This is a genomic window from Streptomyces sp. NPDC056373 (assembly GCF_042262425.1).
Lineage (GTDB): Bacteria > Actinomycetota > Actinomycetes > Streptomycetales > Streptomycetaceae > Streptomyces.
On the sequence record NZ_JBHJPX010000002.1, the window covers coordinates 411,822 to 438,132 of the forward strand.

At 70.1% G+C, this 26,311-nt stretch carries 26 protein-coding genes; 9 read left to right on the top strand and 17 right to left on the bottom strand.

From position 1 onward, the window contains the following. Positions 1-25 precede the first annotated feature (25 nt). From ACFCXS_RS05785 to ACFCXS_RS05795, 3 genes are all read left to right on the top strand, one after another. Positions 26-1,324 (top strand): ABC transporter ATP-binding protein, encoded by a 1,299-nt coding sequence (locus ACFCXS_RS05785; protein WP_376641815.1) that lies wholly within the window; start codon positions 26-28, stop codon positions 1,322-1,324. After that, positions 1,321-2,202 (top strand): ABC transporter permease subunit, encoded by an 882-nt coding sequence (locus tag ACFCXS_RS05790; protein WP_376641816.1) that lies wholly within the window; start codon positions 1,321-1,323, stop codon positions 2,200-2,202. Before ACFCXS_RS05785 ends, ACFCXS_RS05790 begins: the two co-directional genes overlap by 4 nt. Before the next feature lie 107 nt (positions 2,203-2,309). Next, positions 2,310-3,083 carry a TIGR03084 family metal-binding protein gene (locus ACFCXS_RS05795; protein WP_376641817.1) on the top strand — a complete coding sequence of 258 codons (774 nt, stop codon included), beginning with the start codon at positions 2,310-2,312 and terminating at the stop codon, positions 3,081-3,083. A 166-nt stretch (positions 3,084-3,249) separates the two neighbouring features. Here ACFCXS_RS05795 and ACFCXS_RS05800 read toward each other — a convergent pair whose 3' ends face one another. Beyond that, on the bottom strand, positions 3,250-3,582 hold the full coding sequence (locus ACFCXS_RS05800) for an ATP/GTP-binding protein (protein ID WP_376641818.1): 333 nt from the start codon (positions 3,580-3,582) through the stop codon (positions 3,250-3,252). Positions 3,583-3,848: 266 nt separating this feature from the next. Here ACFCXS_RS05800 and ACFCXS_RS05805 point away from each other — a divergent pair, with 266 nt between their 5' ends. Then, positions 3,849-4,877, top strand: a complete 1,029-nt coding sequence (locus ACFCXS_RS05805) for an LLM class flavin-dependent oxidoreductase (RefSeq protein WP_376641819.1) — start codon at positions 3,849-3,851, stop codon at positions 4,875-4,877. 84 nt (positions 4,878-4,961) lie between these two features. Here ACFCXS_RS05805 and ACFCXS_RS05810 read toward each other — a convergent pair whose 3' ends face one another. Beyond that, positions 4,962-5,354, bottom strand: a complete 393-nt coding sequence (locus tag ACFCXS_RS05810) for an SCO5389 family protein (protein ID WP_376641820.1) — start codon at positions 5,352-5,354, stop codon at positions 4,962-4,964. A gap of 256 nt (positions 5,355-5,610) precedes the next feature. Between ACFCXS_RS05810 and nucS the strand changes: the two genes are divergently transcribed. Beyond that, positions 5,611-6,282 carry an endonuclease NucS gene (gene nucS / locus ACFCXS_RS05815; RefSeq protein ID WP_376641821.1) on the top strand — a complete coding sequence of 224 codons (672 nt, stop codon included), beginning with the start codon at positions 5,611-5,613 and terminating at the stop codon, positions 6,280-6,282. A gap of 76 nt (positions 6,283-6,358) precedes the next feature. Here nucS and ACFCXS_RS05820 read toward each other — a convergent pair whose 3' ends face one another. From ACFCXS_RS05820 to ACFCXS_RS05830, 3 genes are all read right to left on the bottom strand, one after another. Then, positions 6,359-8,899, bottom strand: a complete 2,541-nt coding sequence (locus tag ACFCXS_RS05820; RefSeq protein WP_376641822.1) for an ATP-binding protein — start codon at positions 8,897-8,899, stop codon at positions 6,359-6,361. A 266-nt stretch (positions 8,900-9,165) separates the two neighbouring features. After that, positions 9,166-9,489 carry an STAS domain-containing protein gene (locus ACFCXS_RS05825; protein WP_344458811.1) on the bottom strand — a complete coding sequence of 108 codons (324 nt, stop codon included), beginning with the start codon at positions 9,487-9,489 and terminating at the stop codon, positions 9,166-9,168. A 151-nt stretch (positions 9,490-9,640) separates the two neighbouring features. Beyond that, on the bottom strand, positions 9,641-10,489 hold the full coding sequence (locus ACFCXS_RS05830; protein ID WP_053670570.1) for a 3-hydroxyacyl-CoA dehydrogenase family protein: 849 nt from the start codon (positions 10,487-10,489) through the stop codon (positions 9,641-9,643). 458 nt (positions 10,490-10,947) lie between these two features. Between ACFCXS_RS05830 and ACFCXS_RS05835 the strand changes: the two genes are divergently transcribed. Next, positions 10,948-11,520, top strand: coding sequence for a cob(I)yrinic acid a,c-diamide adenosyltransferase (locus tag ACFCXS_RS05835; protein WP_376641823.1), 573 nt, complete (start codon positions 10,948-10,950; stop codon positions 11,518-11,520). A gap of 69 nt (positions 11,521-11,589) precedes the next feature. Here ACFCXS_RS05835 and ACFCXS_RS05840 read toward each other — a convergent pair whose 3' ends face one another. Further along, on the bottom strand, positions 11,590-12,177 hold the full coding sequence (locus tag ACFCXS_RS05840; RefSeq protein WP_376641824.1) for a hypothetical protein: 588 nt from the start codon (positions 12,175-12,177) through the stop codon (positions 11,590-11,592). A gap of 153 nt (positions 12,178-12,330) precedes the next feature. On the opposite strand from ACFCXS_RS05840, the gene ACFCXS_RS05845 reads away from it, so the two are divergent. The 3 genes from ACFCXS_RS05845 (at position 12,331) to ACFCXS_RS05855 (ending at position 16,111) form a co-directional block, all read left to right on the top strand. After that, positions 12,331-13,524 carry a sensor histidine kinase gene (locus tag ACFCXS_RS05845; protein ID WP_376641825.1) on the top strand — a complete coding sequence of 398 codons (1,194 nt, stop codon included), beginning with the start codon at positions 12,331-12,333 and terminating at the stop codon, positions 13,522-13,524. Then, positions 13,521-14,162 carry a response regulator gene (locus tag ACFCXS_RS05850; RefSeq protein ID WP_376641826.1) on the top strand — a complete coding sequence of 214 codons (642 nt, stop codon included), beginning with the start codon at positions 13,521-13,523 and terminating at the stop codon, positions 14,160-14,162. Before ACFCXS_RS05845 ends, ACFCXS_RS05850 begins: the two co-directional genes overlap by 4 nt. A gap of 122 nt (positions 14,163-14,284) precedes the next feature. Further along, the gene (locus ACFCXS_RS05855; protein ID WP_376641827.1) at positions 14,285-16,111 is read left to right on the top strand and encodes a glycosyl hydrolase family 18 protein; all 1,827 of its coding nucleotides are present in this window, start codon (positions 14,285-14,287) and stop codon (positions 16,109-16,111) included. 100 nt (positions 16,112-16,211) lie between these two features. Here ACFCXS_RS05855 and ACFCXS_RS05860 read toward each other — a convergent pair whose 3' ends face one another. The 11 genes from ACFCXS_RS05860 to ACFCXS_RS05910 all read right to left on the bottom strand — a co-directional run bounded on the left by ACFCXS_RS05860 (position 16,212) and on the right by ACFCXS_RS05910 (position 26,223). Further along, on the bottom strand, positions 16,212-16,658 hold the full coding sequence (locus ACFCXS_RS05860; protein WP_376641828.1) for a DUF2550 domain-containing protein: 447 nt from the start codon (positions 16,656-16,658) through the stop codon (positions 16,212-16,214). Between the two features lie 130 nt (positions 16,659-16,788). Beyond that, positions 16,789-17,166, bottom strand: coding sequence for a F0F1 ATP synthase subunit epsilon (locus ACFCXS_RS05865; RefSeq protein ID WP_033312984.1), 378 nt, complete (start codon positions 17,164-17,166; stop codon positions 16,789-16,791). Positions 17,167-17,283: 117 nt separating this feature from the next. Continuing rightward, positions 17,284-18,732, bottom strand: coding sequence for a F0F1 ATP synthase subunit beta (gene atpD, locus ACFCXS_RS05870; RefSeq protein WP_376641829.1), 1,449 nt, complete (start codon positions 18,730-18,732; stop codon positions 17,284-17,286). Then, positions 18,733-19,650, bottom strand: a complete 918-nt coding sequence (locus ACFCXS_RS05875) for a F0F1 ATP synthase subunit gamma (protein ID WP_376641830.1) — start codon at positions 19,648-19,650, stop codon at positions 18,733-18,735. It lies immediately after the preceding gene. Between the two features lie 20 nt (positions 19,651-19,670). After that, positions 19,671-21,260 carry a F0F1 ATP synthase subunit alpha gene (atpA, locus tag ACFCXS_RS05880; RefSeq protein WP_376641831.1) on the bottom strand — a complete coding sequence of 530 codons (1,590 nt, stop codon included), beginning with the start codon at positions 21,258-21,260 and terminating at the stop codon, positions 19,671-19,673. 126 nt (positions 21,261-21,386) lie between these two features. Continuing rightward, positions 21,387-22,202, bottom strand: coding sequence for a F0F1 ATP synthase subunit delta (locus ACFCXS_RS05885; RefSeq protein WP_344458798.1), 816 nt, complete (start codon positions 22,200-22,202; stop codon positions 21,387-21,389). Further along, positions 22,199-22,747, bottom strand: coding sequence for a F0F1 ATP synthase subunit B (locus ACFCXS_RS05890; protein WP_097220595.1), 549 nt, complete (start codon positions 22,745-22,747; stop codon positions 22,199-22,201). The genes ACFCXS_RS05885 and ACFCXS_RS05890 overlap by 4 nt, the downstream gene beginning before the upstream one ends. A 39-nt stretch (positions 22,748-22,786) precedes the next feature. Beyond that, positions 22,787-23,023 carry a F0F1 ATP synthase subunit C gene (locus tag ACFCXS_RS05895; protein WP_351098992.1) on the bottom strand — a complete coding sequence of 79 codons (237 nt, stop codon included), beginning with the start codon at positions 23,021-23,023 and terminating at the stop codon, positions 22,787-22,789. Positions 23,024-23,101: 78 nt separating this feature from the next. Then, on the bottom strand, positions 23,102-23,869 hold the full coding sequence (gene atpB / locus ACFCXS_RS05900; protein WP_376641993.1) for a F0F1 ATP synthase subunit A: 768 nt from the start codon (positions 23,867-23,869) through the stop codon (positions 23,102-23,104). A 273-nt stretch (positions 23,870-24,142) separates the two neighbouring features. Next, positions 24,143-24,580 carry a hypothetical protein gene (locus tag ACFCXS_RS05905; RefSeq protein ID WP_376641832.1) on the bottom strand — a complete coding sequence of 146 codons (438 nt, stop codon included), beginning with the start codon at positions 24,578-24,580 and terminating at the stop codon, positions 24,143-24,145. Positions 24,581-24,876: 296 nt separating this feature from the next. Continuing rightward, on the bottom strand, positions 24,877-26,223 hold the full coding sequence (locus ACFCXS_RS05910; protein ID WP_376641833.1) for an MraY family glycosyltransferase: 1,347 nt from the start codon (positions 26,221-26,223) through the stop codon (positions 24,877-24,879). Between the last annotated feature and the right edge of the window lie 88 nt (positions 26,224-26,311).

Genomic DNA, 26,311 nt, shown 5'->3' on the forward strand with positions numbered 1-26,311 from the left:
CTGAACCTTGCGATGGGTGCGGAGCATGATCGAAGCAGTCGGCCTGACGAAGCGCTACGGCGACAAGACCGCTGTGTACAACCTTTCCTTCCAGGTGCGGCCCGGGGCCGTCACCGGCTTCCTCGGGCCGAACGGCTCGGGCAAGTCGACGACGATGCGCATGATCCTCGGCCTGGACAACCCGACGGCCGGGCAGGTGACGATCGGCGGCTATCCGTACCGCAGGCTGCCCAACGCGGCCCGGCAGGTCGGCGCCCTGCTGGACGCCAAGGCGGTGCACGGCGGCCGGTCCGCCCGCAACCACCTGCTGTCCCTGGCCCAGCTCTCCGGTATCCCGTCCCGGCGGGTGGACGAGGTGCTCGGGGTCGTCGGTCTGCAGGACGTCGCCAAGAAGCGGTCCAAGGGCTTCTCCCTCGGCATGGGGCAGCGGCTCGGCATCGCCGCCGCGCTGCTCGGCGACCCGCAGGTGCTGCTGTTCGACGAGCCGGTCAACGGCCTCGACCCCGAGGGCATCCTCTGGGTGCGCAACCTGATGAAGGCCCTGGCCGCGGAGGGCCGTACGGTCTTCGTCTCCTCCCACCTGATGAGCGAGATGGCGCTGACCGCCGACCACCTCATCGTCATCGGACGCGGCCAGCTGCTCGCGGACATGAGCGTCACCGACTTCATCTCGGCGAACTCGGCGGACTTCGCACGCGTGCGGACGCCCGACACCGAGCCGCAGCAGCGCGAGAAGCTGTCGTCCGCGCTGACCGAGGCGGGCGGTCATGTGCTGCCCGAGCAGGACGGCGCGCTGCGCGTGACCGGGCTGGCGCTGCCCCGCATCAGCGACATCGCGCATGGCACCGACGTACGGCTGTGGGAGCTGTCGCCGCACCAGGCCTCCCTGGAGGAGGCGTACATGCGGATGACGCAGGGCGCGGTCGACTACCGCTCGACCATCGACCAGAAGGAAGGGCTCCAGCAGCCGCTGCCGCCCGGGGCGCAGCCGCCGATGCCGGTGCCCGGGCAGGGCCAGCCGGGCTGGTACGCCCCGCCACCGCCCCAGCAGGGCGGCGCGCCGGGCCAGGCTCCGGCGGGACCGTACGGCGCCCCCGGGGCTCACGGCGCCGCCCCGGGCGCCCCTGCCGCCCCCGCGCCGGGCACTTCCAACCCGTACGCCCAGCCCGGGCCTCAGACCCCGGGGCAGGCCGCGGCAGCCGCCCCGCCCGCGCCCCAGAGCGCTCCGCAGTCCGCGCCCCAGCCGGCCGCCGCGCCCGCGCAGCCCGCCGCCGCGCCCGCCGCCCCGACCTCCGACCTGACCAAGCCCGAGGACGCCCGATGAGCAGCCCCCAGTCCCAGATGCCGCAGGCCGCGCCCGCCTGGCAGGCGGCTCCCGGTTCCGCCTCCTACCCCGGCGGTCCCGGCTACACCTCGCCGATCCCGGTCGTGCGCACCCACCTCGGGCACGCCATCGCGTCCGAGTGGACGAAGATCAGGTCGGTGCGCTCCACCATGTGGACGCTCGGGGTGTTCGTCCTGCTCGTCATCGGCATCGGCACGCTGACGGGCGTGGTGGTGGCCGAGTCCGACCCGGCCCTGGACGGCGAGAGCCCCCTCGGCCTGGGCTTCTTCGGGCTGCTGCTGGGCAGCATGTGCATCATCACGCTGGGCGTGCTGACCACGGCCTCGGAGTACGGCACCGGCATGATCCGCACCACGATGGTCGCGTGCCCGAGCCGGGGCAGGGTGCTGGCGGCGAAGGCCGTGGTGTTCTTCCTGACCGCGTTCGTCGTGACGCTGGTGTCCGCGGCCCTCGTCGCCTTCCTGCACGTGGCGATGCTGGAGGGCGACGGCGCCAAGTCCCCCTCCGGCGGTGAGTGGCTGAAGGGCACGGTCGGCATTTCGCTCTACATCGCGCTGCTCGGCCTGCTCTCGCTCCTCATCGGCTCGATCATCCGGCACTCGGCGGGCGCCATCACCATCATGATCGGTACCGTACTGGCCCCGCTGGTGATCGCGCTGTTCATGTTCTCGGAGTCCCTGCAGGGCGTGCGCGACGCCCTGTTCGAGTACTCGATCCCGAACCAGCTGAGCGTCTTCTACGCCAACTCCCTCAGCCAGTCCGGCCCGTCCGGCTGGGACCCGCTGTGGATCATCCTCGGCGTCACGGCCGTGGCGTTCGCCGGCGCGTTCGTGCTCCAGGAGAAGCGGGACGTCTGAGAGCCTGTCGGGCCGGTCTCGTCCGCACTCACGGCCCCGCGACTCCGGAGCCCGCCCGCGCCCTTCGCCTCCGCCGCCGGTCATGAGCCAGTGGCACCATTGCGCCCATGCTGAACTACAACCTCGCCGTTCCCGATGTGCACGACGCCGGTGTCCTGTCCGCTCTGGTCGCCGAGGGCGACGAGCTCGACGTCCTGGTCAGGGCGGTGGACGACTGGTCCGTACCCACACCGGCACCGGGCTGGACGGTTGCCCACCAGATAGCCCACCTCGCGTGGGCGGACGCGAACGTACTCAGCGCCTTACGCACTCCGGACGCGTTCGGCGCCGAGCTCGGGCGGGCGCAAGCCGAAGGCAGCGGGTACGCCGACCAGGCCGCCGCCGCGGGGGCGGCCAGACCGCGGCAGGTACTCCTGGACCAGTGGCGGGCCGGTCGGGCGGAACTGGCGGCGGCGCTGCGCGACACGCCATGGGACCACGCGTTCCCCTGGTACATGTCGAAGGTGACCCCGGCCCTGATGGCGCCCCTTCGCCTGATGGAGACCTGGGCCCACGGACAGGACGTCTTCGACGCCGTGGGCGTGGCACACCGCCCCACGGATCGGCTGCGGCACGTGGCGTCCCTGGGGGTGTTGGGACGGGCGCTGTCCTTCGCCGCCGTCGGACTGCCCGAGCCCGCGGACCTCTTCTGCGTCGAGCTGACAGCGCCTGGCGGAGGGACCTGGGTGTGGGGCCCCGAGGCTGCCCGGCAACGCGTACAGGGCAGCGCCGTCGACTTCTGCCTGTGTGTCACCCGGCGTCGCCCCCGGTCCGAGACCGACCTGACGGCGAGCGGCGAGGACGCGCAGAAGTGGCTGGAGCTGGCGCGCGTCTTCCTCTGAGGGCGCGTCGGGGCGCCCGGTCGTGCGAGAGGCGTGACGGTTGCGGTCGGCCCTGTCCAGGCACGGCGACGGTCCCCGACCAGTGGCGGGTGCCGGCGCGGCGGCTCCTGAGCCGTCAGCGCTCCCTGCCCGGCGTGATCGGCCGGCCGACCGGCTCCGAGCCCGGTCAGAACCTGGGCGCGTTACGGGACCGCTGCATCCCCGGGGTGCGGCGGTCCCGCGCGTTCCAGCAGGCCTTGTGCCAGTGTCTGCGGTCGTCGACGCCCGTGTGCTCCGCCCAGGCCACCACGTGCGGCACTCCGTCAGGGATCATCTGGTCGCAGCCGGGGCAGCGGTACGACTTGCCCTGCGCGCTCGCGCCGGCCACGTGCCGTACGTTCCAGCTCTCGCCCTGCCAGTTCTCCGAGGACTGCCAGCCGCCGTAGCGGCCGGGGCGGTCGTCCTCGGCGCTCCGGCCGGAAGAACCGGCGTCCTTGGGTCGGTTGCGACGCGGGGACACGGGACACCTCTCGGGGCTATACAGGAAGCACGGGCCGTATTCAGCCTACGCGGCGCGCAACGGGGTACGCGTACGCCACCGATCGCCATAAGTGCCTCGCGGGCCCTGCGGACCCACCCCGGGTGCCCTCCCCCCGGGCTCCTGGCGGAACCGCGCATTCTGCAGACAATCCGCAAAATACTCCGCCCGGCCGTGTCCTCGGCACGTGTCAGACGGTTATGCGCTGTGGGGGAGCTCCGTGTCGGAGCCAAGGAAGCAGGAAAGCAATGCGCGTTGGAAGTTTCGTGTTGGCGGCCCAGTTCCCCGGTCAGGGCGAGGGAGAGGCGCTGCACCGCGCGGTCCGCTCGGCCGAGGTGGCCGAGGAGGCCGGGCTCGACACGGTCTGGCTGGCCGAGCACCACTTCGTGCCGTACGGCACGTGCCCGTCGGCCATCACCCTGGCCGCCTTACTGCTGGGCCGCACCCGGCGCATCCGGGTCGGTACGGCGGTCAGCGTGCTGCCCACCGTGCACCCCGTGGCCCTCGGTGAGCAGGCGGCGCTGCTGCACCACACGAGCGACGGCCGCTTCACGCTCGGTGTCGGACGCGGCGGCCCCTGGGTCGACCTGGAGGTGTTCGGCGCGGGTCTGGAGGCGTACGAGCAGGGCTTCCCGGAGTCCCTGGAGCTTTTGGTGCGATGGCTGCGCGAGTCGTCCGTGGCGGCCGACGGGGAGCGCTTCCGCTTCCGTGAAGTCCCGGTGGTGCCGCGGCCGTCGGAGGCACTGACGGAGGGCGCGGGCCCCGAGCTGGTCGTCGCCTGCACCTCGCCGTCGAGCGTGCGACTGGCGGCCGAGCGGGGCCTGTCGATGCTGCTCGGGATGCACGTGGGCGACGAGGAGAAGGCCGAGATGGTCGCGCTGTGGCGGCAGCACGCGCGGGCCTGCGGCCGGTCGCCGGAGGAGATCCGGGGCGCGTCGCATGTGTCGGCCGGCGTCTGCCAGATCGCGGACCGGCGGGTCGACGCGGCGGAGACGCTGATGAAGGCGATGCCGGGCTGGCTGAAGCAGGGCCTGGAGGCGCATGTCACGGTCGACGGGCGCACGCGCCGGATGCGCGACCCGCTGGCCTACACCGAACTGCTCTGCGGTCTCCACCCGGTGGGCACCCCGCGCCTGTGCGCGGACCGGCTGGCGGCGACCAGCGAGCGGACCGGTATCTCGCGCTTCGCGCTGCTCGTCGAGGGCTCCGGGGACCTGACGGCGACCGAGGAGAACGTGCGGCGGCTGGGCGCCGAGGTGCTCCCCCAACTCGTCTGAGAGCTTGGTGACTTCCTGGGGGCTTGCCGCTCCGGTACAGAACCGCACCTCCCGCGTACGGAGCGGCAAGCAAATGGCGCCGCGTCAGCAGTCCCGGAACTCGGGAGACTGGTTCAGCACCTGACTGCGAACCGAGGTGAAACGGTCCAGCTTCTCGTCGACCGAGGGGTCGAGCGGGAACACGGCCACCCGGTGGCAGTTCTGGAAGGCAAGGCGTACACCGAAGTGCCGTTGCAGCGCGCCGCGTATCGCGTCACTCGCAAGCGCACGCAGCAGCTGACCGCGTGCCTGCTCGTCCGGCGGGGGCGTCTGGTTGTCGGCGAACGCACCGCCGTCCACCTTCAGCTGGGCCACCAGTGAGCTGATCATCTCCCACGCATAGGGCAGGGAGGTCCGGACGCAGTCGACGAATTCCGCTTCGTCGACCTCGCCTCGCTCGGCCTGTTCGAGTAGGGCCGGTGAGACGTCGAGCGACATGAGTTCTCCTCTCGCACCCCCGCCCGGCGGGCAGGGGTTGCCGGACAGATAAGGAAGTTCGCGACACCGGACACGCTGCGTACACACGCCGCGACCTCCCGCTCATACGGTAAGCAACGCGCGGTGACGGCACCAGGAAAATGCGCAGATGAGACACTCCCAATGCGCACACCATGCACACAATCGGCCATTACCGAACATGTGTTTTCCAGGGCGAATCGCGTCGACAGGCGCCCGTCGAGTAGCGTTGCCGACCATGCGTCTCGTCATTGCCCGCTGTTCCGTCGACTACGCCGGGCGGCTCACCGCCCACCTTCCCTCGGCCCCGCGCCTGATTCTGGTGAAGGCGGACGGCAGCGTCTCGATCCACGCCGACGACCGGGCCTACAAGCCCCTGAACTGGATGTCGCCGCCCTGCGCCCTGAAGGAGGGCACCGGCGAGGAGGAAGGCGTCTGGACCGTCGTCAACAAGGCGGGCGAGAAGCTCATCATCACGATGGAGGAAGTCCTCCACGACTCCTCGCACGAACTGGGCGTCGATCCCGGCCTGATCAAGGACGGCGTGGAAGCGCACCTCCAGGAGCTGCTCGCCGACCGTATCGAGACACTCGGCGACGGCTACACGCTGATCCGCCGCGAGTACCCGACGGCCATCGGACCGGTCGACATCCTGTGCCGGGACGCCGACGGCAAGACCGTGGCGGTGGAGATCAAGCGGCGCGGTGAGATCGACGGCGTCGAACAGCTCACGCGCTACCTGGAGCTGCTCAACCGCGATCCCCATCTCGCCCCGGTGCGCGGTGTCTTCGCGGCCCAGGAGATCAAGCCCCAGGCCCGCGTCCTCGCGACCGACCGCGGCATCGGCTGCCAGGTGCTCGACTACGACGCGCTGCGGGGCATCGAGGACGACAAGCTGCGGCTGTTCTGACAGCCGGCACGAAGATGAACAGACGAGCAGGGCCGGGTCCGTTCCACGGACCCGGCCCTGCTCGTCGCTGCGGGTGTCAGATCACCGTGTCCGGGCTGCTCGGCGCGCCCGTGGTGCTCTGCGGCGCGCTCGCCGTGGTGCTCGTGGGAGCGCTCGGCGCCGGGCCGCTGGCCGAGTCGGAGGTGGACGGGCTGGTCGTCGGCGGCTGCGAGGTGGGCGGCTCGGACGTCGGCGGCTGCGAGGTCGGCGGCTCGGACGTGGGCGGCTTCGACGTCGGCGGCTTCGACGTCACGGGCGGCTTGGACGTCGCCGGCGGCTTGGAGGTGGACGGCGGCTTCGAGGACGACGGCGGCTTCGACGGCGACGCGGAGTCGCTCGGCTCCTGCGAACCGCTCGGGGAGGACGTCGGCGTCGGGTCGTCCGACGTGCCGAGGGTGCCGTCCGGGCCCGGGTCCGTCGGGCGGGCGGGCAGTTCTCCGGGGTCGCCGCCGCCGGAGTTCTCCGGCCGGTCGGCGCCGAGGCCGTCGTCGCTGACCCCCTGGCTGGCGGACGGGTTGACGCCGACCTGACCGGAGGGCGGGTTCTTGCCGTTGTCGGAGGTGGCGCCGAGCGTCACCACCGTGCCCAGGACGGCCACGAGCAGGGCCCCGGCTCCGGCGGCCACGAGGTTGCGCCGGGCCAGGCCCTTGAGGCCGCCCCGGGCCGCCCGTGAGGGCGCGGGCGAGCTGCGGTGGGTGACCAGGGCCGGGGAGGGCGGCTGCTGGAGCGTGGGGAAGGGCGCGGGAACGCCGCCGGGCGGCGACGCCGACTCCTCGTCACGGGCGTCGGGCACCTCCTCCCCCGCGGTCGGCCCGAGCCCGATCGGGGTGCCCGAGCGGTCGGCGACCAGGGCGAGGGCACGGCGGCCGGCGACGGTGCCGCGCTTGTCGGCGAGGGCGCCGCGCAGCCCGATGGAGGCCTCCAGTTCGGCCCGGGCCCGGTCGAGCCGGCCCGCGCACAGGGCGAGGACGCCGAGCTCGTGGTGGAAGTAGGCCTCTTCGCCGACGTCCCCGGCGAGCCGGGCGGCCTCGGCGCCGGAGCGCAGGGCCCGCTCCCAGGCGCTCCAGTGCAGTCCGGCGGCGAGCGCGGGGGCGGCGGTACGGGCCAGGTGCACGGCCGCGCTCTCCTCGCCCTCGGCGGGCGGCCGGGTGGCGGGTCCGAGGAGGGCCAGCGCGGCGAGGAGCGCGTCGGCCTCGGCGCACACCCGCTCCGGGGTGACCGAGGGGTGCCCGGCCCACCAGGAGTAGTGCTGGGCGGCGCTGCGGGCCGCGGCCTCGGCCTCGTCGGCGTACCCGGCGGCCTCCAGCTGGGCCGGCACGCCGGCCGCGAGGCGGTAACGGGAGCCGACCGGGGAGACCAGGCCGCAAGCGGCCAGTTCGCCGAGGGCGGCGTCCGCGTGGGTGTCGCCGACCAGGGCGGGCAGATGCGCCTGGTGCGGAACCTCGCCACCGAGGGCGAGCGCGAACCGCAGGGTGGCGCGGGCGGAGGCGCTCAGCCGGGCCGCCAGCAGCGGCGCGGGCGCGGCGGCCTCGCCGAGTGCGGGCAGCGGCACGTCGTCGCCGAGGTCGTAGGTCTCTGCGCTGTCGGCCGGGGGCGCGTCCTCGAAGACGCCGAACTCGTCGACGGCGCTGGTGCCGGCGCGCAGCCGGTCGCGCTGCCGCAGCAGGGCGCCCGCCTGGACGAAGCGCAGCGGCAGGCCCTCGGACTCGAACCAGAGGTCACCGGCCCAGTTGGACTCGTCCTCGGTGAGGGTCCGGCCGACGGCGTGTTCCAGCAGGTCGAGCCCGGCCGCGCGCTCCAGTCCGCCGAGGAGGACCTCCTCGACGGCGGCGTCGGCGGAGGGGGCCGGCACGTCCGGGGTGGCGCCGAACAGGAAGGCGCACTCGGGGGTCGCCTCCAGCAGCTCGTCGAGCGCGGCGCCGCCGAACTCCAGGTCGTCGAGGACGACGACCGCGCCGATCTCACGGACATGAGTCAGCAGTTCGTCCCGGTCCGGGCGGTGCAGCGGGGCGCTGTACACCGCGTGGAACAGGCCGTACAGCAGGTCGTCGGAGGTGCGTCCGAAGCCGTTGAGACGGACGACGCCGTCGGGTGCGAGGTCGGAGCAGTCCTCGGCGACGAGGTCGAGCAGGCGGGTGCGGCCCGAGCCGGGCGCGCCGGTGAGGCGGGTGGAGCGGCCCCGGGCGAGCAGGCGCACCAGGCGCTCGCGTTCGTCCTGGCGGGCCAGCAGCGGCAGGGCGGGCTGCGGGGGGCCCGGCGGGACGGGCGGGCGGGCCGCGCGCTCGGCCTCGGCGCGCTCGGCCTCGGTGAGCTTCACCGGCCGGGCGGGCCGTTGGGTGGGCGGGCAGGCCTCGATCTCGCTGCCGTCGACGGGGTTGACCGTCAGCAGGAAATCGCCGGCGACGAGCTGCACCGTGCGGGCGAGCGCCGGCGCGTGCTGGGCGAAGTCCGGTGTGAGGGATTCCCTCGGAGGGCGCTGGCGGGGCGCGGGGCCTCCCCCAGTCTCGAACACGCTCGACCGGGAGGCACCCCGCTCGTCGTGGCCGTACTCCTCGGGTCCCTGGTTGTCAGGATCCATAGGTCAAGCCCCCAAAAGCGTGTGTGTGCTTGGAAAAGCCCCTCCCGGCCTTGCTGCACACCGCGCTGTCGCTTCTGGTCCGGTCCCGCTCGAAGGGTGTCAAGGCAGCGGGCAGCCGAACCCTAAACCTTCGCACAGTATCTACGACAGTCCGGGGTACCGCTCCGTCCGTAACGTCACGGTCTCGTGAGGATTGTGCGCGTCGCACGGTTGGGCGACGTGCGTCCGGGTCTCCCCGGTCGCCCGGCTCACACCCGCACGAGCCGTCACACGCGGGGAAGCGTCTCCACCCCGATGCCTCCCTCGATCGCCAGGATCCGGTGCAGTCGGGTGGCCACAAGCAGGCGCTGCATCTGCGGCGGTACGTCGCGCAGCACCAGGCGCCGGCCGCAGCGGCCGGCCCGCCGGTGGGCCCCCATGATCACACCCAGTCCGGTGGCGTCCCAGGAGTCCAGTTCGGACAGGTCCAGCACGAGGTCCCCGACTCCGTCGTCGACGGCCGAGTGCAGGACCGTACGGGCGTCCGCCGCGCTCCGGACGTCGAGGCGGCCCCCGACGACCAGCTCGGCGTGGTCGCCCCTGATGTACATATGCGCTCCCCGTGCGTGCGAATCGTGCTCCGCGTTCTGGATGTGGGTGATGCAACCTCTGACTGTGTGGAGGAGCCAGAGGTTGCTTCCTGTAAGCGAACCGATACCGAATTCACCCTGGGGTGTGATGGGCCCCCGGGCATGTGCGGTTTCAGTGCTTGTAGAAGCCCTGCCCGCTCTTGCGGCCGATGTCACCGGCGTCAACCATCCGGCGCATCGACTCGGGAGCCGCGAACTTCTCGTCCTGGGACTCGGTGTAGATGTTGTTCGTGGCGTGCAGCAGGATGTCGACACCGGTCAGGTCCGCCGTCGCCAGCGGGCCCATGGCGTGACCGAAGCCCAGCTTGCAGGCCAGGTCGATGTCCTCGGCGCTCGCCACGCCCGACTCCTGCAGCTTCGCGGCCTCGACGACCAGGGCGCAGATGAGACGGGTCGTCACGAAGCCGGCCACGTCACGGTTGACGACGATGCAGGTCTTGCCGACCGACTCGGCGAACTCCCGGGCGGTGGCGAGGGTTTCGTCGCTGGTCTTGTAGCCGCGCACCAGTTCGCACAGCTGCATCATCGGCACCGGCGAGAAGAAGTGCGTGCCGACGACCCGCTCCGGGCGTTCCGTCGCCGCCGCGATCTTGGTGATCGGGATGGCGGAGGTGTTGGAGGCGAGGACCGCCTCGTCCTTCACGATCTTGTCGAGCGCGCGGAAGATCTCGTGCTTGATCTCGAGCTTCTCGAACACGGCCTCGACGACCACGTCCGCGTCCGCCACGGCGTCCAGGTCGGTGGTCGCGGTGATGCGGGCCAGGGCGGCGTCGGCGTCGTGCGCCTCCAGCTTGCCCTTGGCGACGAACTTGTCGTACGACGCCTTGATGCCGTCGGTGCCCCGCGTCAGTGCCTCGTCGGTGACGTCACGCAGAACCACCTCCCAGCCCGCCTGTGCGGAGACCTGGGCGATGCCGGATCCCATGAGGCCGGCTCCGATGACGGCAAGCTTCCGTGCCACTGTGCGACTCCCCTGACGCGCTGCTTATGTCTGCCTCTCGGGCGGACACTAGCGTTCGTGAGGCTGTGTGTGAGCGCTTAGTAACGCGTTTCACGTCTCAAGGCATGAGACGCGCATCACGTCTCACACGACGGACTTGGCGATCCTCCCGACGGCCGCGCCGAAGGGATTCCGACCTCAGCGGTCGGAGCGGTAATTCCTTGCGGTTTCTCGCTGGTTGGCGCTTCACAGACCGGCTGATGCCGAGTCTCCACGCCCTGTGACCGACCCGGATTGACAGTGCGCACTGCGGTGCCTGTGTGACGGGCACGATTGCGGACTGCCAACTGAGCGACGCGATGAACCTCTCCTCGGTGAACGACGCTCGGTCCCTCAGGACACGCGTACGAATCAGGTGCGCACGTACGAGGCCAAAGGTGATGAGGTCAGCCCATGACGCGAACGTCTAGATTGGCCACATGGTCAATCTGACGCGCATCTACACCAGGACCGGCGACCAGGGCACCACCGCCCTCGGCGACATGAGCAGGGTCGCCAAGACCGACCTGCGGATCTCGGCGTACGCCGACGCCAACGAGGCCAACGCGGCGATCGGCACGGCCATCGCGCTGGGTGGCCTGGCCGAGGAGATCGTCACGGTCCTCACCCGCGTCCAGAACGACCTGTTCGACGTGGGGGCGGACCTGTCGACGCCGGTGGTGGAGAACCCGGAGTTCCCGCCCCTGCGGGTCGAGCAGTTCTACATCGACAAGCTGGAGGCGGACTGCGACCACTTCAACGAACAGCTGGAGAAGCTCCGCTCGTTCATCCTGCCCGGCGGCACCCCCGGTGCGGCCCTCCTGCACCAGGCCTGCACCGTGGTCCGCCGGGCGGAGCGCTCGACCTGGGCGGCTCTGGAGGCACACGGCGAGGTGATGAACCCCCTGACGGCGACCTACCTCAACCGCCTCTCCGATCTCCTGTTCATCCTGGCGAGGACGGCGAACAAGGAGGTCGGCGACGTGCTGTGGGTGCCGGGCGGGGAGCGCTGAAGCGCCCCTTTCAGGGGCGCGGGGAACTGCGCGACCAGCCACCACGGGCCCGCGGCCGAGGTACCGGACCTAACGCTGCGCCCCCTCCCTCTCCACCGTCTCCCCGGCCTCCCCGGCCTCCCCGGCGGGAGCCCTCCGCGGCCAGACCAGATAGCTCAGCGCGATCAGTCCGTGGATCCCCGCCGCACGCCAGGCCACATAGCGCCAGCTCTCCAGCGAGGTGACGCGGCTCGGGTCGTCGACGTACCAGATGGCCAGCTGGAGCAGCACGGTCGCGACGACAGCGCCTACCAGCGTGCCCAGCCAGACCCTCCCCTCGTGGCGCGCCCGGGCCATACCGAACCGCGGCGGCCCGAGCGGCTTCGGGGCGCCGCCCAGCCGGTGGGCGGCGTGGCCGTCGAGCCACTTCACCGTGCGGTGGCCGTGCCCGGCCGTGTAGCCGATGTACAGCGCGGCCAAACCGTGCGTCCAGTTCGGCTCGGCGCCGTTCTTCAGGTCCAGTGCGGTGGCCACCAGCAGGACGACCTCCAGCAACGGCTCGCACAGCAGCAGCGCCAGGCCGGTGCGCGGCATCTTCAGCAGGTAGCGGACGGACAGGCCGGCCGCCAGCAGCACCCAGAAGCCGATCTCACAGGCGGCGATCAAGGCGACGATCACGGTTCGCTCCTCTCGGTCACCTCTCCAGGCTCCCGGGCGGGGCGGCGGGAATCGTCGTCGCGACCGACGAACCCCGGGTACATCGAAAGATGCAGCCGGACCCCCTACGCGCGGATCATGCGCGGAGCCCGACCGGCCGTGTTGGATGGTGCCATGGCCGCCGGACTCCCCCGCCCCCGACGTTTCGACGTCTACGTCGCGCTCGGCAGTCTGCTCGGCGGACTGCTGCTGTGGGGTGCCGGCCTGGCCACGAGACCGAGCACCGAGGTGTACGTGCTCCTGCCCGGGCGCTGGCCGGTCCTGCTGCCGCTGTTCGTGCTCGCCGGCTGCGAGTTGCTGCGCCGGGCCGCCCCGCGCACCGGCCTGTTGATCGGCACGGCCGCGATCGTCCTGGACGTCGTCACCCAGGGCAACCTGGTCTCGATCCTGATGTACACCGACCTGATGTACGCGGCCGTCCTGTACGGCCCGCCCGCCTCGGCCCACCGCATCCCGCGGATCACCGGGCTGCTCACCGTGGCCGGTGCCGTCGTGCCGTTCGCGGTCTGGCGCGAGCCCGAGGCGCTGCTGATCGGTGTGGTCACCGGCCTGGTCTCCTTCGGGCCCGCCTCCACCGGGCTGATCGTGCGCAACCACCGCGAGGCCGCCGAGGCGGCGCGGCTGCGCGCCGAGCAGACCGCGCTGCTCGCGGAGATGGACCGCACCCAGGCCGTCACCGCCGAGCGCGCCCGGATGGCCCGCGAGCTGCACGACATGGTGGCCAATCACCTGTCCGCGATCGCCATCCACTCCACCGCCGCGCTGTCCCTCGACGATCCGAAGACCTCTCAGGACGCGCTCGCGGTCATCCGCGAGAACAGTGTGGAGGGGCTCGCCGAGATGCGCCGCCTGATCGGCATCCTGCGCGACAGCAGCGGTGACGTGGAGCCGTCCGCCGCTCCCACGCTCGACGGCCTGGGCTCGCTGGTGGACGGCGCCCGGGCCAACGGCCTCGACGTCACCCTCGACGCCGAGCCGAGCGACGCGCCCGCCCCCGTCGAGCTCGCCGCCTACCGCATCGTGCAGGAGTCACTGACCAATGCGCTCAAGCACGCGGCCCCGGGCCGGGTCACCGTGTCCCTGAGGCGGCGGGACGGCTCACTCGTCGTCAGCGTGACCAGCCCGTACGGCGACCGGGACGCGCCGCGCGCCCCCGGGTCCGGCGCGGGTCTGGTCGGCATGAGAGAACGTGTGGCCCTGCTGGACGGCACGTTCGACGCAGTCCCCGAGGACTCGTGCGCGGGCAAGATCTGGGCCGTGCGCGCCACCCTCCCCGTCGACGGCACCCTCGAAGGAGAAACCGCATGATCCGCGTCCTGGTCGCCGAGGACCAGTCCGCCGTCCGCGCCGGACTGGTCCTCATCCTGCGCAGCGCACCCGACATCGAGGTGGTCGGCGAGGCCGCGGACGGTGAGCAGGCGGTGGTGCTGGCCCGCGAGTTGCGGCCGGACCTGGTGCTGATGGACGTTCAGATGCCGCGCCTGGACGGGGTGTCGGCGACTCGGCAGGTCGTCGGGGAGCGGCTCGCGGACGTACTCGTGCTGACCACCTTCGATCTCGACGAGTACGTCTTCGGGGCGTTGCGGGCGGGGGCGTCCGGGTTCCTGCTGAAGAACACCGAGGCGAGGCAGCTGCTGGAGGCCGTGCGGACGGTCGCGCGCGGGGAGGGGCTGATCGCCCCGGCGGTGACGCGGCGGCTGATCGCGGAGTTCGCCGCGAAGCCCGCCCGGGAGCCCGCGGCCGATCCGGCGGTGCTCGAACAGCTGACCCGGCGGGAGCGCGAGGTGCTGTCCTGCCTCGGCCGTGGGTTGTCCAACGCGGGCATCGCGGAGCGGCTCGACATGGCCGAGGCGACCGTGAAGACCCATGTCAGCAGGCTGCTCGGGAAGCTGGGGCTGCGGAGCCGGGTGCAAGCCGCCGTGCTGGCACAGGAGTTGGGTGTCTGAGGAGTCCGGTGGATGGTGGTCCAGACCTATTGACCGGTGGTCCAGACCTTTCTATTCTCACCGCACCACGAGTGGGCGTGAGGCTCAGTCACGCCCCCACAACTCCATCGAGGAGGCGCACCATGCGCTTCAGACACAGAGCCGCGGCAGGGTTCGCGACCCTGTTGCTCCCGCTGGCCGGCCTCGTCGGCCTGGCGAGCCCGGCCCAGGCAGCCACGTCCGCCACCGCGACCTACGCAAAGACCCAGGACTGGGGCTCCGGCTTCGAGGGCAAGTGGACGGTGAAGAACACCGGCACCACGGCCCTCAGTTCCTGGACCGTCGAGTGGGACTTCCCCTCCGGCACCTCCGTCACCTCCGCCTGGGACGCCGACGTCACCTCCTCCGGCACCCATTGGACCGCGAAGAACAAGTCCTGGAACGGCAGCCTCGCCCCCGGCGCCTCCGTCTCCTTCGGCTTCAACGGCTCGGGCTCCGGCTCCCCCGCGAACTGCAAGCTCAACGGCGGCAGTTGCGACGGCGGCACCACGGAACCCGGCGACAGTGCGCCGAGCGCCCCCGGCACCCCCACCGCCTCCGGCATCACCGACACCTCGGTGAAGCTGACCTGGTCCGCGGCCACCGACGACAAGGGCGTCAAGAACTACGACGTCCTGCGCGACGGCACGAAGGTCGCCACGGTCACGACCACCTCGTACACGGACACCGGTCTGACCAAGGGCACCGACTACTCCTACTCCGTCCAGGCCCGTGACACCGCCGACCAGACCGGCCCGGTCAGCGGCGCCGTCCGGGTCCGCACCACCGGCGGCACCACCGAGCCGCCGCCCACCGGCGACAAGGTCAAGCTCGGCTACTTCACCGAGTGGGGCGTCTACGGCCGCAACTACCACGTCAAGAACCTGGTGACGTCGGGCACGGCCTCGAAGATCACGCACATCAACTACGCCTTCGGCAACGTCAAGAACGGCCAGTGCACCGTCGACGACACCTACGCCGCCTACGACAAGGCCTACACCGCCGACCAGTCCGTCAGCGGCACCGCCGACACCTGGGACCAGCCGCTGCGCGGCAACTTCAACCAGCTCCGGCAGCTGAAGGCCAAGTACCCGCACATCAAGGTGCTGTACTCCTTCGGCGGCTGGACCTACTCCGGCGGCTTCGGCCAGGCCGCGGCCAACGCCGCCGCCTTCGCCAAGTCCTGCAAGGCCGTCGTGGAGGACCCGCGCTGGGCCGACGTCTTCGACGGCATCGACATCGACTGGGAGTACCCGAACGCCTGCGGCCTGAGCTGCGACACCTCGGGCCCCGCCGCGTTCAAGAACCTGATGTCGGCGCTGCGTACCGAGTTCGGCCCGAACTACCTGGTCACCGCGGCCATCACCGCCGACGGCTCCTCCGGCGGCAAGATCGACGCGGCCGACTACGGCGGCGCCGCCCAGCACCTCGACTGGTACAACGTGATGACGTACGACTACTTCGGCGCCTTCGACAAGGACGGCCCGACCGCCCCGCACTCCCCGCTCACGTCCTACCCGGGGATCCCGCAGGCCGGCTTCAACTCGGCCGACGCGATCGCCAAGCTGAAGGCGAAGGGCGTCCCCGCGAAGAAGCTGCTCCTCGGCATCGGCTTCTACGGCCGCGGCTGGACCGGCGTCACCCAGTCCGCCCCCGGCGGCTCGGCGACCGGCGCGGCCCCGGGCACGTACGAGGCGGGCATCGAGGACTACAAGGTCCTGAAGAACTCCTGCCCGGTGACCGGCACCGTCGCCGGCACGGCGTACGCCTACTGCGGCAGCAACTGGTGGTCCTACGACACCCCGTCGACCATCGCCGGGAAGATGAGCTGGGCCAAGAACCAGGGCCTGGGCGGCGCGTTCTTCTGGGAGTTCAGCGGAGACACCGCGAACGGAGAGCTGGCGAACGCCATCGACAGCGGCCTGAAGTAGGCCGGGCCAGAAGGACGTTCGAGGGGGCTCAGACCCTAAGCCACATTGACGCTCCCCCAGACTTCGTCCGGGGGGACCCCCACCCAGCGGGTGAATGTGGCTACGCCACATTCACCCGCTGACCGGGCGGGGCCGCTTCGAGCCACGCGAGAAAGCCGGTCAGCGCGTCTTCGCTCATCGCGAGTTCGAGACGCGTGCCCCGGTGCAGACAGGCCAGGATCACATGGTCGGAGAGCAGCGCCAGCTCCTCCTCCCCCTCCGGGACCCGGCGGCCGGCCACCTCGATCGCGGAACGCTCCAGGACACGGCGCGGACGGGGCGAGTAGGAGAAGACGCGGTACCACTCGACGCGGTCACCGTTGTACCGGGACACGCCGTACGCCCAGCCCTTGCCGTTGCTGTCGCCCTCGGACGGGGCGTCCCAGCGCATGCTGGCGTCGAAGGTGCCGCCCGACCGCTGGATCAGCCGGCGGCGCAGACCGAAGACGAACAGGCCCACCACCACGAGGGCCACCACGATTCCGCACACAGTCAGAGCGAGGACCATCGACACCGACCTCCTCGTCTCCTAGGTAACGGAACGTAAAAATCACCCACATCCGCCTCAGCCGCGGCCGGGCCCGGATCTCTCCGGTACCCAGCCGCGGCTGAGTGACGTCATCACACGGCGGTCGGGGTCAGCGCGCCGCCGTCGCAGCCCGCAGACGGACGTCCGCGCGGCGCTGGGCCTCCGCGTCGTCCTCCGCCTTGGCGCGCTCGAGCTCCTGCTCCGCGCGCTGGACATCGATCTCGTCCGACAGCTCGGCGACTTCGGCGAGCAGCGAGAGCTTGTCGTCCGCGAACGAGATGAATCCGCCGTGGACAGCGGCGACGACCGTCCCGCCCTCACTCGTACGGATGGTCACCGGGCCCGACTCCAGCACACCGAGCAGCGGCTGGTGACCGGGCATGACGCCGATGTCGCCGGACGTGGTGCGCGCGACGACCAGGGTGGCCTGGCCGGACCAGACCTCACGGTCGGCCGCGACCAGCGCGACGTGCAGCTCAGCAGCCAAGGGTGGCTCCTCGGGTCACCACCCGGCGGGAGTGCCGGGTGTTGGTTACAAGTCTAGTAGGCGTGAATGAGGGGGCGGGACGAGCCCCGCCCCCTCATGACTCGAGCGCTGCCCGGGTCAGGAGACGCCCAGCTCCTTCGCGTTGTTCTTCAGGTCCTCGAGACCACCGCACATGAAGAACGCCTGCTCCGGGAAGTGGTCGTACTCGCCGTCGCAGATCGCGTTGAACGCGGCGATCGACTCGTCCAGCGGCACGTCCGAACCGTCCACACCGGTGAACTGCTTGGCGGCGTGGGTGTTCTGGGACAGGAAGCGCTCCACGCGACGGGCACGGTGGACGACGAGCTTGTCCTCCTCGCCGAGCTCGTCGATACCGAGGATCGCGATGATGTCCTGCAGGTCCTTGTACTTCTGCAGGATGTTCTTCACGCGCATCGCGGCGTTGTAGTGCTCCGCCGAGATGTACCGCGGGTCGAGGATGCGGGACGTCGAGTCCAGCGGGTCCACGGCCGGGTAGATGCCCTTCTCGGAGATCGGACGGGACAGAACCGTCGTCGCGTCGAGGTGGGCGAAGGTGGTGGCCGGGGCCGGGTCGGTCAGGTCGTCCGCGGGGACGTAGATCGCCTGCATCGAGGTGATCGAGTGACCACGGGTCGAGGTGATGCGCTCCTGGAGGGTGCCCATCTCGTCGGCCAGGTTCGGCTGGTAGCCCACCGCGGAGGGCATACGGCCGAGCAGGGTCGACACCTCGGAACCGGCCTGGGTGAAGCGGAAGATGTTGTCGATGAAGAACAGCACGTCCTGCTTCTGGACGTCACGGAAGTACTCCGCCATCGTCAGGCCGGCCAGGGCCACGCGAAGACGGGTGCCCGGGGGCTCGTCCATCTGGCCGAAGACCAGGGCGGTCTTGTCCAGAACGCCGGACTCTTCCATCTCCGCGATGAGGTCGTTGCCCTCACGGGTGCGCTCGCCGACGCCCGCGAAGACGGAGACGCCCTCGTGGAGGTTGGCGACACGCATGATCATTTCCTGGATCAGCACGGTCTTGCCGACACCGGCACCACCGAACAGACCGATCTTGCCGCCCTTGACGTACGGGGTGAGCAGGTCGACGACCTTCAGGCCCGTCTCGAACATCTCGGTCTTCGACTCGAGCTGGTCGAACGCGGGGGCCTTGCGGTGGATGGACCAGCGCTCGCCCGTGTGGACCTCGTCGGTGTTCAGCACCTCACCGAGGGTGTTGAACACCTTGCCCTTGGTGAAGTCGCCGACCGGGACGGTGATGCCCGCGCCCGTGTCGGTCACCGGGGCCTGGCGGACCAGGCCGTCGGTGGGCTGCATGGAGATGGCACGGACGAGGCCGTCACCCAGGTGCTGGGCGACCTCCAGGGTCAGCGTCTTCTTCTCGCCCGCGAGCGCCGGGTCGGCGACCTCGACGTGCAGGGCGTTGTAGATCTCCGGCATCGCGTCGACGGGGAACTCCACGTCGACGACCGGGCCGATGACCCGCGCGACGCGGCCAGTGGCCACGCCAGCAGGAGCGGTCGGCTCAACAGTGGTGGTCATTTATCGGTCACTCCCCGCGGTCGCGTCGGCCAGGGCGCTCGCGCCACCGACGATCTCGCTGATTTCCTGGGTGATTTCGGCCTGGCGGGCCTGGTTGGCAAGCCGGGTGAGCGTCTCGATGAGCTCTCCGGCGTTGTCGGTGGCCGACTTCATCGCGCGCCGCGTGGCGGCGTGCTTGGAGGCGGCCGACTGGAGCAGCGCGTTGTAGATGCGGCTCTCGACGTAGCGCGGCAGCAGGGCGTCGAGGACGTCCTCCGCCGAGGGCTCGAAGTCGAACAGCGGAAGGATCTCGCCCTTGGGCGCGGCCTCCGCAGCGACCTCGTCGAGGCTGAGCGGCAGCAGCCGCGCCTCGATCGCCGTCTGCGTCATCATCGACACGAACTCGGTGTAGACGATGTGGAGCTCGTCCACGCCGCCCTCGGCCGTCTCCGTCTCGATGGCCTCGATCAGCGGGGCCGCGACCTTCTTGGCGTCCGCGTACGTCGGGTCGTCGGTGAAGCCCGTGAACGACTCCGCGATCTTGCGCTCGCGGAAGTTGTAGTGGGCGACACCGCGGCGGCCGACGATGTAGCTGACGACCTCCTTGCCCTCGGCCTCAAGCTTCGCCGTGAGCTTCTCCGCGGCCTTGATGGCGTTGGAGTTGAAGGCGCCGGCCAGACCGCGGTCGCTCGTGAGGAGCAGGACCGCGGCACGGGTCGGGTTCTCGGCCTCCGTCGTCAGCGGGTGCTTGGTGTTGGATCCGGTCGCCACCGCCGTGACCGCGCGGGTGAGCTCGGTCGCGTACGGGGTGGAGGCCGCCACCTTGCGCTGCGCCTTGACGACGCGCGAGGCGGCGATCATCTCCATCGCCTTGGTGATCTTCTTGGTCGCGGAGACGGATCGGATGCGACGCTTGTAGACCCGGAGCTGGGCTCCCATGAGTCAGGTCCCTTCCGTCATCACTTACCGGCAGCCGGGGTGTCCTCGCCGAGCAGCTTGCCGTCGGAGGTCTCGAACTGCTTCTTGAACTCCGCGATGGCCTCGGCGACCGCCTGCAGGGTGTCGTCGGACATCTTGCCGCCCTCGCGAATGGAGGTCATCAGACCCTGCTCCTTGCGGTGCAGGTAGTCCAGCAGCTCCTTCTCGAAGCGGCGGATGTCGGCGACGGGGACGTCGTCCATCTTGCCGGTGGTGCCGGCCCAGACGGAAACGACCTGATCCTCGGTGGCCATCGGCTGGTACTGCGCCTGCTTCAGCAGCTCGACCATGCGCTGGCCACGCTCCAGCTGCGCCTTGGACGCGGCGTCCAGGTCCGAACCGAAGGCGGCGAACGCCTCCAGCTCACGGAACTGGGCGAGGTCCACACGCAGACGGCCGGAGACCTGCTTCATCGCCTTGTGCTGCGCGGAACCACCGACTCGGGAGACGGAGATACCGACGTTCAGCGCGGGGCGCTGACCGGCGTTGAAGAGGTCCGACTCCAGGAAGCACTGGCCGTCGGTGATGGAGATGACGTTGGTCGGGATGAACGCCGAGACGTCGTTGGCCTTGGTCTCGACGATCGGCAGACCGGTCATCGAGCCGGCACCCATCTCGTCGGAGAGCTTGGCGCAGCGCTCCAGCAGACGGGAGTGCAGGTAGAAGACGTCACCCGGGTAGGCCTCACGGCCCGGCGGGCGGCGCAGCAGCAGCGACACGGCGCGGTAGGCGTCGGCCTGCTTCGACAGGTCGTCGAAGATGATCAGGACATGCTTGCCCTGGTACATCCAGTGCTGGCCGATGGCCGAACCGGTGTACGGCGCCAGGTACTTGAAGCCGGCCGGGTCGGACGCCGGGGCGGCGACGATGGTCGTGTACTCCAGCGCGCCGGCCTCTTCCAGAGCGCCGCGCACACCGGCGATCGTGGAGCCCTTCTGGCCGATGGCGACGTAGATGCAGCGGACCTGCTTGTTCGGGTCGCCCGAGCGCCAGTTGTCACGCTGGTTGATGATCGTGTCGACGGCCAGGGCGGTCTTGCCGGTCTGGCGGTCACCGATGATCAGCTGACGCTGGCCACGGCCGACGGGGGTCATCGCGTCGACAGCCTTGTAGCCCGTCTCCATCGGCTCGTGCACCGACTTGCGGACCATGACGCCCGGGGCCTGCAGCTCCAGGGCGCGACGGTCTTCGGTCTCGATCTCGCCGAGGCCGTCGATCGGGTTGCCGAGGGGGTCGACCACGCGGCCGAGGTAGCCCTCGCCCACCGCGACGGAGAGAACCTCACCGGTACGGGAGACCGGCTGGCCCTCCTCGACGCCGCTGAACTCGCCGAGGACGATGGCACCGATCTCGCGCTCCTCGAGGTTGAGGGCGAGGCCGAGGGTGCCGTCCTCGAACTTCAGCAGCTCGTTGGCCATGGTCGAGGGCAGGCCCTCGACCTTCGCGATGCCGTCACCGGCGAAGGTGACCGTACCGACCTCCTCGCGCGAGGCCGCGTCCGGCTTGTACGCCTGGACGAAGTTCTCCAGCGCGTCCCGGATCTCCTCCGGCCGGATCGTGAGCTCCGCCATCTGGGTTCCCTGCTCTCCTTGTTGGGCCCGAAGTTTCACTTTGGGGGTCTGGGGGCGACCCCCAGGATTCTTCTGCACGGCCCAACCAGGGCCGTCGTAAGTACGTTGTGCCTATTGAGTTGCTGCTCAGCCGGCGAGCCGGCGGCTGGCGTCCTCGATGCGGTCCGCGAGGGAGCCGTTGATGACCTCGTCACCGACCTGCACCCGGATCCCGCCGAGGACCTCGGGGTCCACGTCCAGGTTGAGGTGCATCGTGCGGCCGTAGAGCTTCGCGAGGGCGGCGCCCAGGCGCTGCTTCTGCGGGTCGCTCAGCGGTACCGCCGAGGTGACGATCGCCACCATGCGGTCCCGGCGGTCGGCGGCCAGCTTGGACAGGGACTCGAGTCCCGACTCCAGGCTACGTCCCCGCGGCGCGGTCACAAGGCGCGTGACCAGACGCTCGGTGGCCGACTGCGCCCGGCCGCCGAGGAGGCTGCGCAGCAGCTCGCTCTTGGCCGAGGTGGTGGCCTTGCGGTCGGTCAGCGCGGCGCGCAGCTCGGTGCTGCCGGAGACGATCCGGCCGAACCGGAACAGCTCGTCCTCGACGTCGTCGAGCTTGCCCGCCTGCTGGGCGGCCGTGAGGTCGGCGGTGTCGGCCAGCTCCTCCAGCGCGTCCACCAGGTCGCGGGACTGCGACCAGCGGGAGCGCACCATGCCGGCCACCAGGTCGGCGGCGGGGCCGCTGACCTGGGTGCCGAGCAGACGCTGGGCCAGCCCGGCCTTGGCCTCTCCGTCCTGCGCCGGGTCGGTGAGGACCCGACGCAGCGACACCTCGCGGTCGAGCAGCGCGGTGACGGCGGCCAGCTCGTCGGCGAGCGAAGCCGCGTTCACGGACGTCGAGTCCGTCAGCGCGTCGAGACGCTCACGTGCGGCTGCCAGGGCCTCGCGGCTCGCTCCGTTCATCGCCCGGCCTCGGCCTTCTCCTCGAGCTCGTCGAGGAACCGGTCGATCACGCGGCTCTGGCGGGCGTGGTCCTCGAGGGACTCCCCGACGAGCTTGCCGGCCAGGTCGGTGGCGAGCTTGCCGACGTCCTGGCGCAGCGCGGAAGCGGCGGCCTTGCGGTCGGCCTCGATCTGGGAGTGGCCGGCGGCGACGATCTCCTCGCGCTGACGCTGGCCTTCGGCCCGCATCTCGGCGATGAGCGTGGCACCCTGCTCCTGCGCCTCCTGGCGCAGGCGCGCGGCCTCGTGCCGGGCCTCGGCGAGCTGTGCCTTGTACTGCTCAAGGACGCTCTGGGCCTCGACCTTCATGGTCTCGGCCTCTTCGATACCGCCTTCGATCGCCGCGCGGCGCTCCTCCAGAACCTTGTTGATGTTCGGAAGCAGCTTCTTCCAGAAGAAGAAGAACACGATGGCGAAGGCGATGGTGCCGATGAGCAGCTCGGGGCCCGGAGGAATAAGCGGGTTCTGCTTCTCCTCGGCCGCCAGCTGCACCAGGTTGGCGATCACATCAGTGCCTTTCGTCGAAACGTGTCGGTGAGCAGGTGATTACTGACCGAACACGAACGGCATAACGATGCCGATGAGGGCGAGCGCCTCACAGAAGGCGAAGCCCAGGATCTGGTTGGCACGGATCAGGCCGGCGGCCTCGGGCTGACGGGCCAGAGCCTGGGTGCCGTTACCGAAGATGATGCCGACGCCGACGCCGGGGCCGATGGCGGAGAGGCCGTAGCCGATGGAGCCGAGCGAACCGGAGACAGCGGCGAGGGTCTCAGTGGCAGCCATGCTGTTTCTTCCTTCTCTTTCACGGACCGGCGGGGGTTGGCCACCGGACGTTCTTGGGATTTGCGGGGCGGGCGGGGCTCAGTGGTGCTCGGCCAGAGCGCCCTGGATGTACGTGCAGGCAAGGAGTACGAAGACGTACGCCTGGACGGCCTGCACGAAGAGTTCGAAGCCGATCATCACGACGGTCATGACGAAGGAGACACCGGCCGCCGGGACCATCCAGCTGTTCAGCAGGTACCAGGAGGCGACGGTGAACATCACCAGCATCAGGTGACCGGCGAACATGTTGGCGAAGAGTCGCACCGCGTGCGTGAACGGCCGGACGAGCAGGTTCGAGAAGAACTCGATGACCATGACGAGCGGCAGCACCGGGCCGAGCGACTTGTCGTAGCCGGTGATGTTCTTGAAGAAGCCGACGAATCCGTGCCGCTTGAAGGTCAGCGAGACCCAGGTCACGTAGACGACCGCGGCGAGAACCGCCGGGAAGGCGATGATCGACGAGACCGGGAACTGCGCGAGCGGGATCACGGACCAGATGTTCATGATCCAGATGAAGAAGAAGAGCGAGACCATCAGGGGGACGTACTTCTCGCCCTCCTTCTTTCCGAGGGTCTCGTAGACGATGCCGCGGCGGACGAAGTCGTAACCGGCTTCACCGACCATCTGCAGCTTGCCCGGCACGACCTTGGCCTTGCCGAAGGCCGCATAGAAGAAGCCGATGACGAGGACGGTGGTGATGAGGGCAAGCAGCATCACCTTGTTGAACTCGAACCCTCCAACCGTGGCAATCGGCTTGAAGAGGAACGAGTGCAGGCCCGGTGCCGGAAAACCACACCCGTCGGACATGATCCGACAGCTCCAGTCAAAGGCGAGCTGGGTCTGGTCAGCACTCACCGCGGGCTCCTTCGGCGTGACGCATAGGTACGGCAACCTCGTTGTGTCGGCGCGGCACGGAGCCGCGGTTCGGCACGGGACTGGTGTTACGGATGTGAGGGCGGCTGGGGGGCATCGAGCCTCGCGTTCGAGCAGGCGTCAGCTCAGATGCCCGCGCCCGCGATGCCGCAGTTGGCACCGGACGATAGCAGGAGTTCCTACTGCCCTTTATCGCGCCCCTACTCGTCACGACGACGACCCGGTCTTCTCGGGCTTCTCACTCTTCTCGGAGTCCGGGTCGATGTAGAAGATCTTGGCCTTCATATGCGCACGAGCCTGCGCGGCCATCCACACGACGGTGGCGATGACGAGCCCGAGGGCGAACGTCTTCGCGTTGAAGAGAGAGGTGTCCTTGAAGAGGGCGACGAACATCAGGAGAAGCAGGAGCTGGGCGACATAGAGCATCAGCCCCATGGCCTGGAACAACTGCGGGAGCGTTTTTGCCGTCCACTGGAGAACGAACAGGCCGATTCCCATGAAGAGGATGGCCAGCACGGTGCCTACGGCCGCTCCGACGGCTCCCTTGCCTCCGGCCACCGCGCCACTGACGGCGACCACGACCACACCGGCAGCCGCTGTGGGTACAGCGCACTGCAAGAGGTTCCGGGCGTCATTGGACGGCATGGCGGCAACTCCGCTTTCGCAGGGGGCAGGGGTGTCGTCATGGACGAGCGTAGTCCCGGGCTGAGTGGAGACCTCACGCCAATGGACCGTCGCACTGCGGTCCTTCGGCTCTATCCGGGGGTTCTCGTGAACCGTATCACAAACTATTTGATGCAGTCTTTACCTGAAGGTGTGCGGACTCTCACACATGAGAGTGAACCTGCGCGTCTGAGCAAGAACAGCGCCGAGATGTCTGGTATTGGGCGCTTCGCACCCCCATCGCATCCCCACGACTTGGCAATGCTCTCGTCAGATTCTTACCTTGTCCCCGCCTTGCGCCGGTCGGCCAGACGCGAACGGGGGCCGATGGCGGTCGCCCCGTTGACGCCGGCCACCCCGGAGACCACGGGCGGGCGGCTCTCGGCGCCGACCGGGGTGGGCTGGTCCGCCGCGGAGGCCGGCGTCGACGCCTCGGGTGCGAGGGCGGCGACCGAACCGCGGCGCCGGTAGCGCGGCGGCACGAAGCGCTCCATCCAGCGCGGGGCGCGGGGCGTGAAGCGCGGCAGCAGAAGCAGGATCAGCCCGATCGCGCTCAGGAACACCACACCGAGCACGATCCACATGGACGCCGAGTTGACCGAGTAGGCGAGAGCGCCGAAGGCGATCAGCGCCGACCAGAAGTACATGATCAGCACCGCGCGGCTGTGCGAGTGGCCGATCTCCAGCAGCCGGTGGTGCAGGTGGCCGCGGTCGGCGGCGAACGGGGACTGGCCGCGCCAGGTGCGCCGCACGATCGCCAGGATCAGGTCGGCGGCCGGCACCGCGATGATCGTCAACGGCAGCAGCAGCGGGATGTAGACGGGGACCGTCTGGTGCACGGCCTCCTTCTCCGAGCCCACGTACAGGTTGAGCGCGTCCGGGTCGACCTGCCCCGTGATGGAGATCGCGCCGGCGGCCAGGACCAGGCCGATCAGCATCGAGCCCGAGTCGCCCATGAAGATCCGCGCCGGGTGCATGTTGTGCGGCAGGAAGCCCAGGCACATGCCCATCAGGATCGCCGAGAACAGCGTGGCGGGGGCGGCGGCCTCGATGCCGTACGAGTACCAGATGCGGTAGGCGTACAGGAAGAACGCCGTGGCCGCGATGCAGACCATGCCGGCCGCGAGGCCGTCCAGGCCGTCGACGAAGTTGACCGCGTTGATGGTGATGACGACCAGGGCGACCGTGAGCAGGGTGCCCTGCCACTGGGTGAGCGCGACCGAGCCGACACCCGGGACCGGCAGCCACAGGATCGTCAGACCCTGCACGACCATCACGCCCGCGGCGATCATCTGGCCGCCCAGCTTGATCAGGGCGTCGATCTCGAACTTGTCGTCCAGTACACCGATCAGCCAGATCAGGGCGGCCCCGGACAGCAGCGCCCGGGGTTCGTTCGACGTCTCGAAGACCTGGTTGAGGTTGGTCAGGTGGTCGGCGACCAGCAGGCCCGCGCACAGGCCGAAGAACATCGCGATACCGCCGAGGCGCGGAGTGGGCTCCCGGTGCACGTCACGTGCCCGGATCTCCGGCATGGCTCCGGCCACGATCGCGAACTTCCGTACCGGCCCTGTCAGCAGATACGTCACCGCGGCCGTGATGCAGAGCGTCAGGAGGTATTCACGCACGGGCTTCCCCACAGGTCTCGCTGGCCATCTCAGCCCCACACCCTAGCGATGCGCGCATATGGGTGGGGACTTCCGGGTAGCGACGATG

What these genes read in the sequence shown, in the direction of transcription:
- ACFCXS_RS05785 (WP_376641815.1), top strand. Translation starts at nt 26, where the DNA reads ATGATCGAAGCAGTCGGCCTGACGAAGCGCTACGGCGACAAGACCGCT.
- ACFCXS_RS05790 (WP_376641816.1), top strand. Translation starts at nt 1,321, where the DNA reads ATGAGCAGCCCCCAGTCCCAGATGCCGCAGGCCGCGCCCGCCTGGCAG.
- ACFCXS_RS05795 (WP_376641817.1), top strand. Translation starts at nt 2,310, where the DNA reads ATGCTGAACTACAACCTCGCCGTTCCCGATGTGCACGACGCCGGTGTC.
- ACFCXS_RS05805 (WP_376641819.1), top strand. Translation starts at nt 3,849, where the DNA reads ATGCGCGTTGGAAGTTTCGTGTTGGCGGCCCAGTTCCCCGGTCAGGGC.
- ACFCXS_RS05810 (WP_376641820.1), bottom strand. Translation starts at nt 5,354, where the DNA reads ATGTCGCTCGACGTCTCACCGGCCCTACTCGAACAGGCCGAGCGAGGC.
- nucS (WP_376641821.1), top strand. Translation starts at nt 5,611, where the DNA reads ATGCGTCTCGTCATTGCCCGCTGTTCCGTCGACTACGCCGGGCGGCTC.
- ACFCXS_RS05820 (WP_376641822.1), bottom strand. Translation starts at nt 8,899, where the DNA reads ATGGATCCTGACAACCAGGGACCCGAGGAGTACGGCCACGACGAGCGG.
- ACFCXS_RS05825 (WP_344458811.1), bottom strand. Translation starts at nt 9,489, where the DNA reads ATGTACATCAGGGGCGACCACGCCGAGCTGGTCGTCGGGGGCCGCCTC.
- ACFCXS_RS05835 (WP_376641823.1), top strand. Translation starts at nt 10,948, where the DNA reads ATGGTCAATCTGACGCGCATCTACACCAGGACCGGCGACCAGGGCACC.
- ACFCXS_RS05845 (WP_376641825.1), top strand. Translation starts at nt 12,331, where the DNA reads ATGGCCGCCGGACTCCCCCGCCCCCGACGTTTCGACGTCTACGTCGCG.
- ACFCXS_RS05850 (WP_376641826.1), top strand. Translation starts at nt 13,521, where the DNA reads ATGATCCGCGTCCTGGTCGCCGAGGACCAGTCCGCCGTCCGCGCCGGA.
- ACFCXS_RS05855 (WP_376641827.1), top strand. Translation starts at nt 14,285, where the DNA reads ATGCGCTTCAGACACAGAGCCGCGGCAGGGTTCGCGACCCTGTTGCTC.
- ACFCXS_RS05860 (WP_376641828.1), bottom strand. Translation starts at nt 16,658, where the DNA reads ATGGTCCTCGCTCTGACTGTGTGCGGAATCGTGGTGGCCCTCGTGGTG.
- atpD (WP_376641829.1), bottom strand. Translation starts at nt 18,732, where the DNA reads ATGACCACCACTGTTGAGCCGACCGCTCCTGCTGGCGTGGCCACTGGC.
- ACFCXS_RS05875 (WP_376641830.1), bottom strand. Translation starts at nt 19,650, where the DNA reads ATGGGAGCCCAGCTCCGGGTCTACAAGCGTCGCATCCGATCCGTCTCC.
- atpA (WP_376641831.1), bottom strand. Translation starts at nt 21,260, where the DNA reads ATGGCGGAGCTCACGATCCGGCCGGAGGAGATCCGGGACGCGCTGGAG.
- ACFCXS_RS05885 (WP_344458798.1), bottom strand. Translation starts at nt 22,202, where the DNA reads ATGAACGGAGCGAGCCGCGAGGCCCTGGCAGCCGCACGTGAGCGTCTC.
- ACFCXS_RS05895 (WP_351098992.1), bottom strand. Translation starts at nt 23,023, where the DNA reads ATGGCTGCCACTGAGACCCTCGCCGCTGTCTCCGGTTCGCTCGGCTCC.
- atpB (WP_376641993.1), bottom strand. Translation starts at nt 23,869, where the DNA reads ATGTCCGACGGGTGTGGTTTTCCGGCACCGGGCCTGCACTCGTTCCTC.
- ACFCXS_RS05905 (WP_376641832.1), bottom strand. Translation starts at nt 24,580, where the DNA reads ATGCCGTCCAATGACGCCCGGAACCTCTTGCAGTGCGCTGTACCCACA.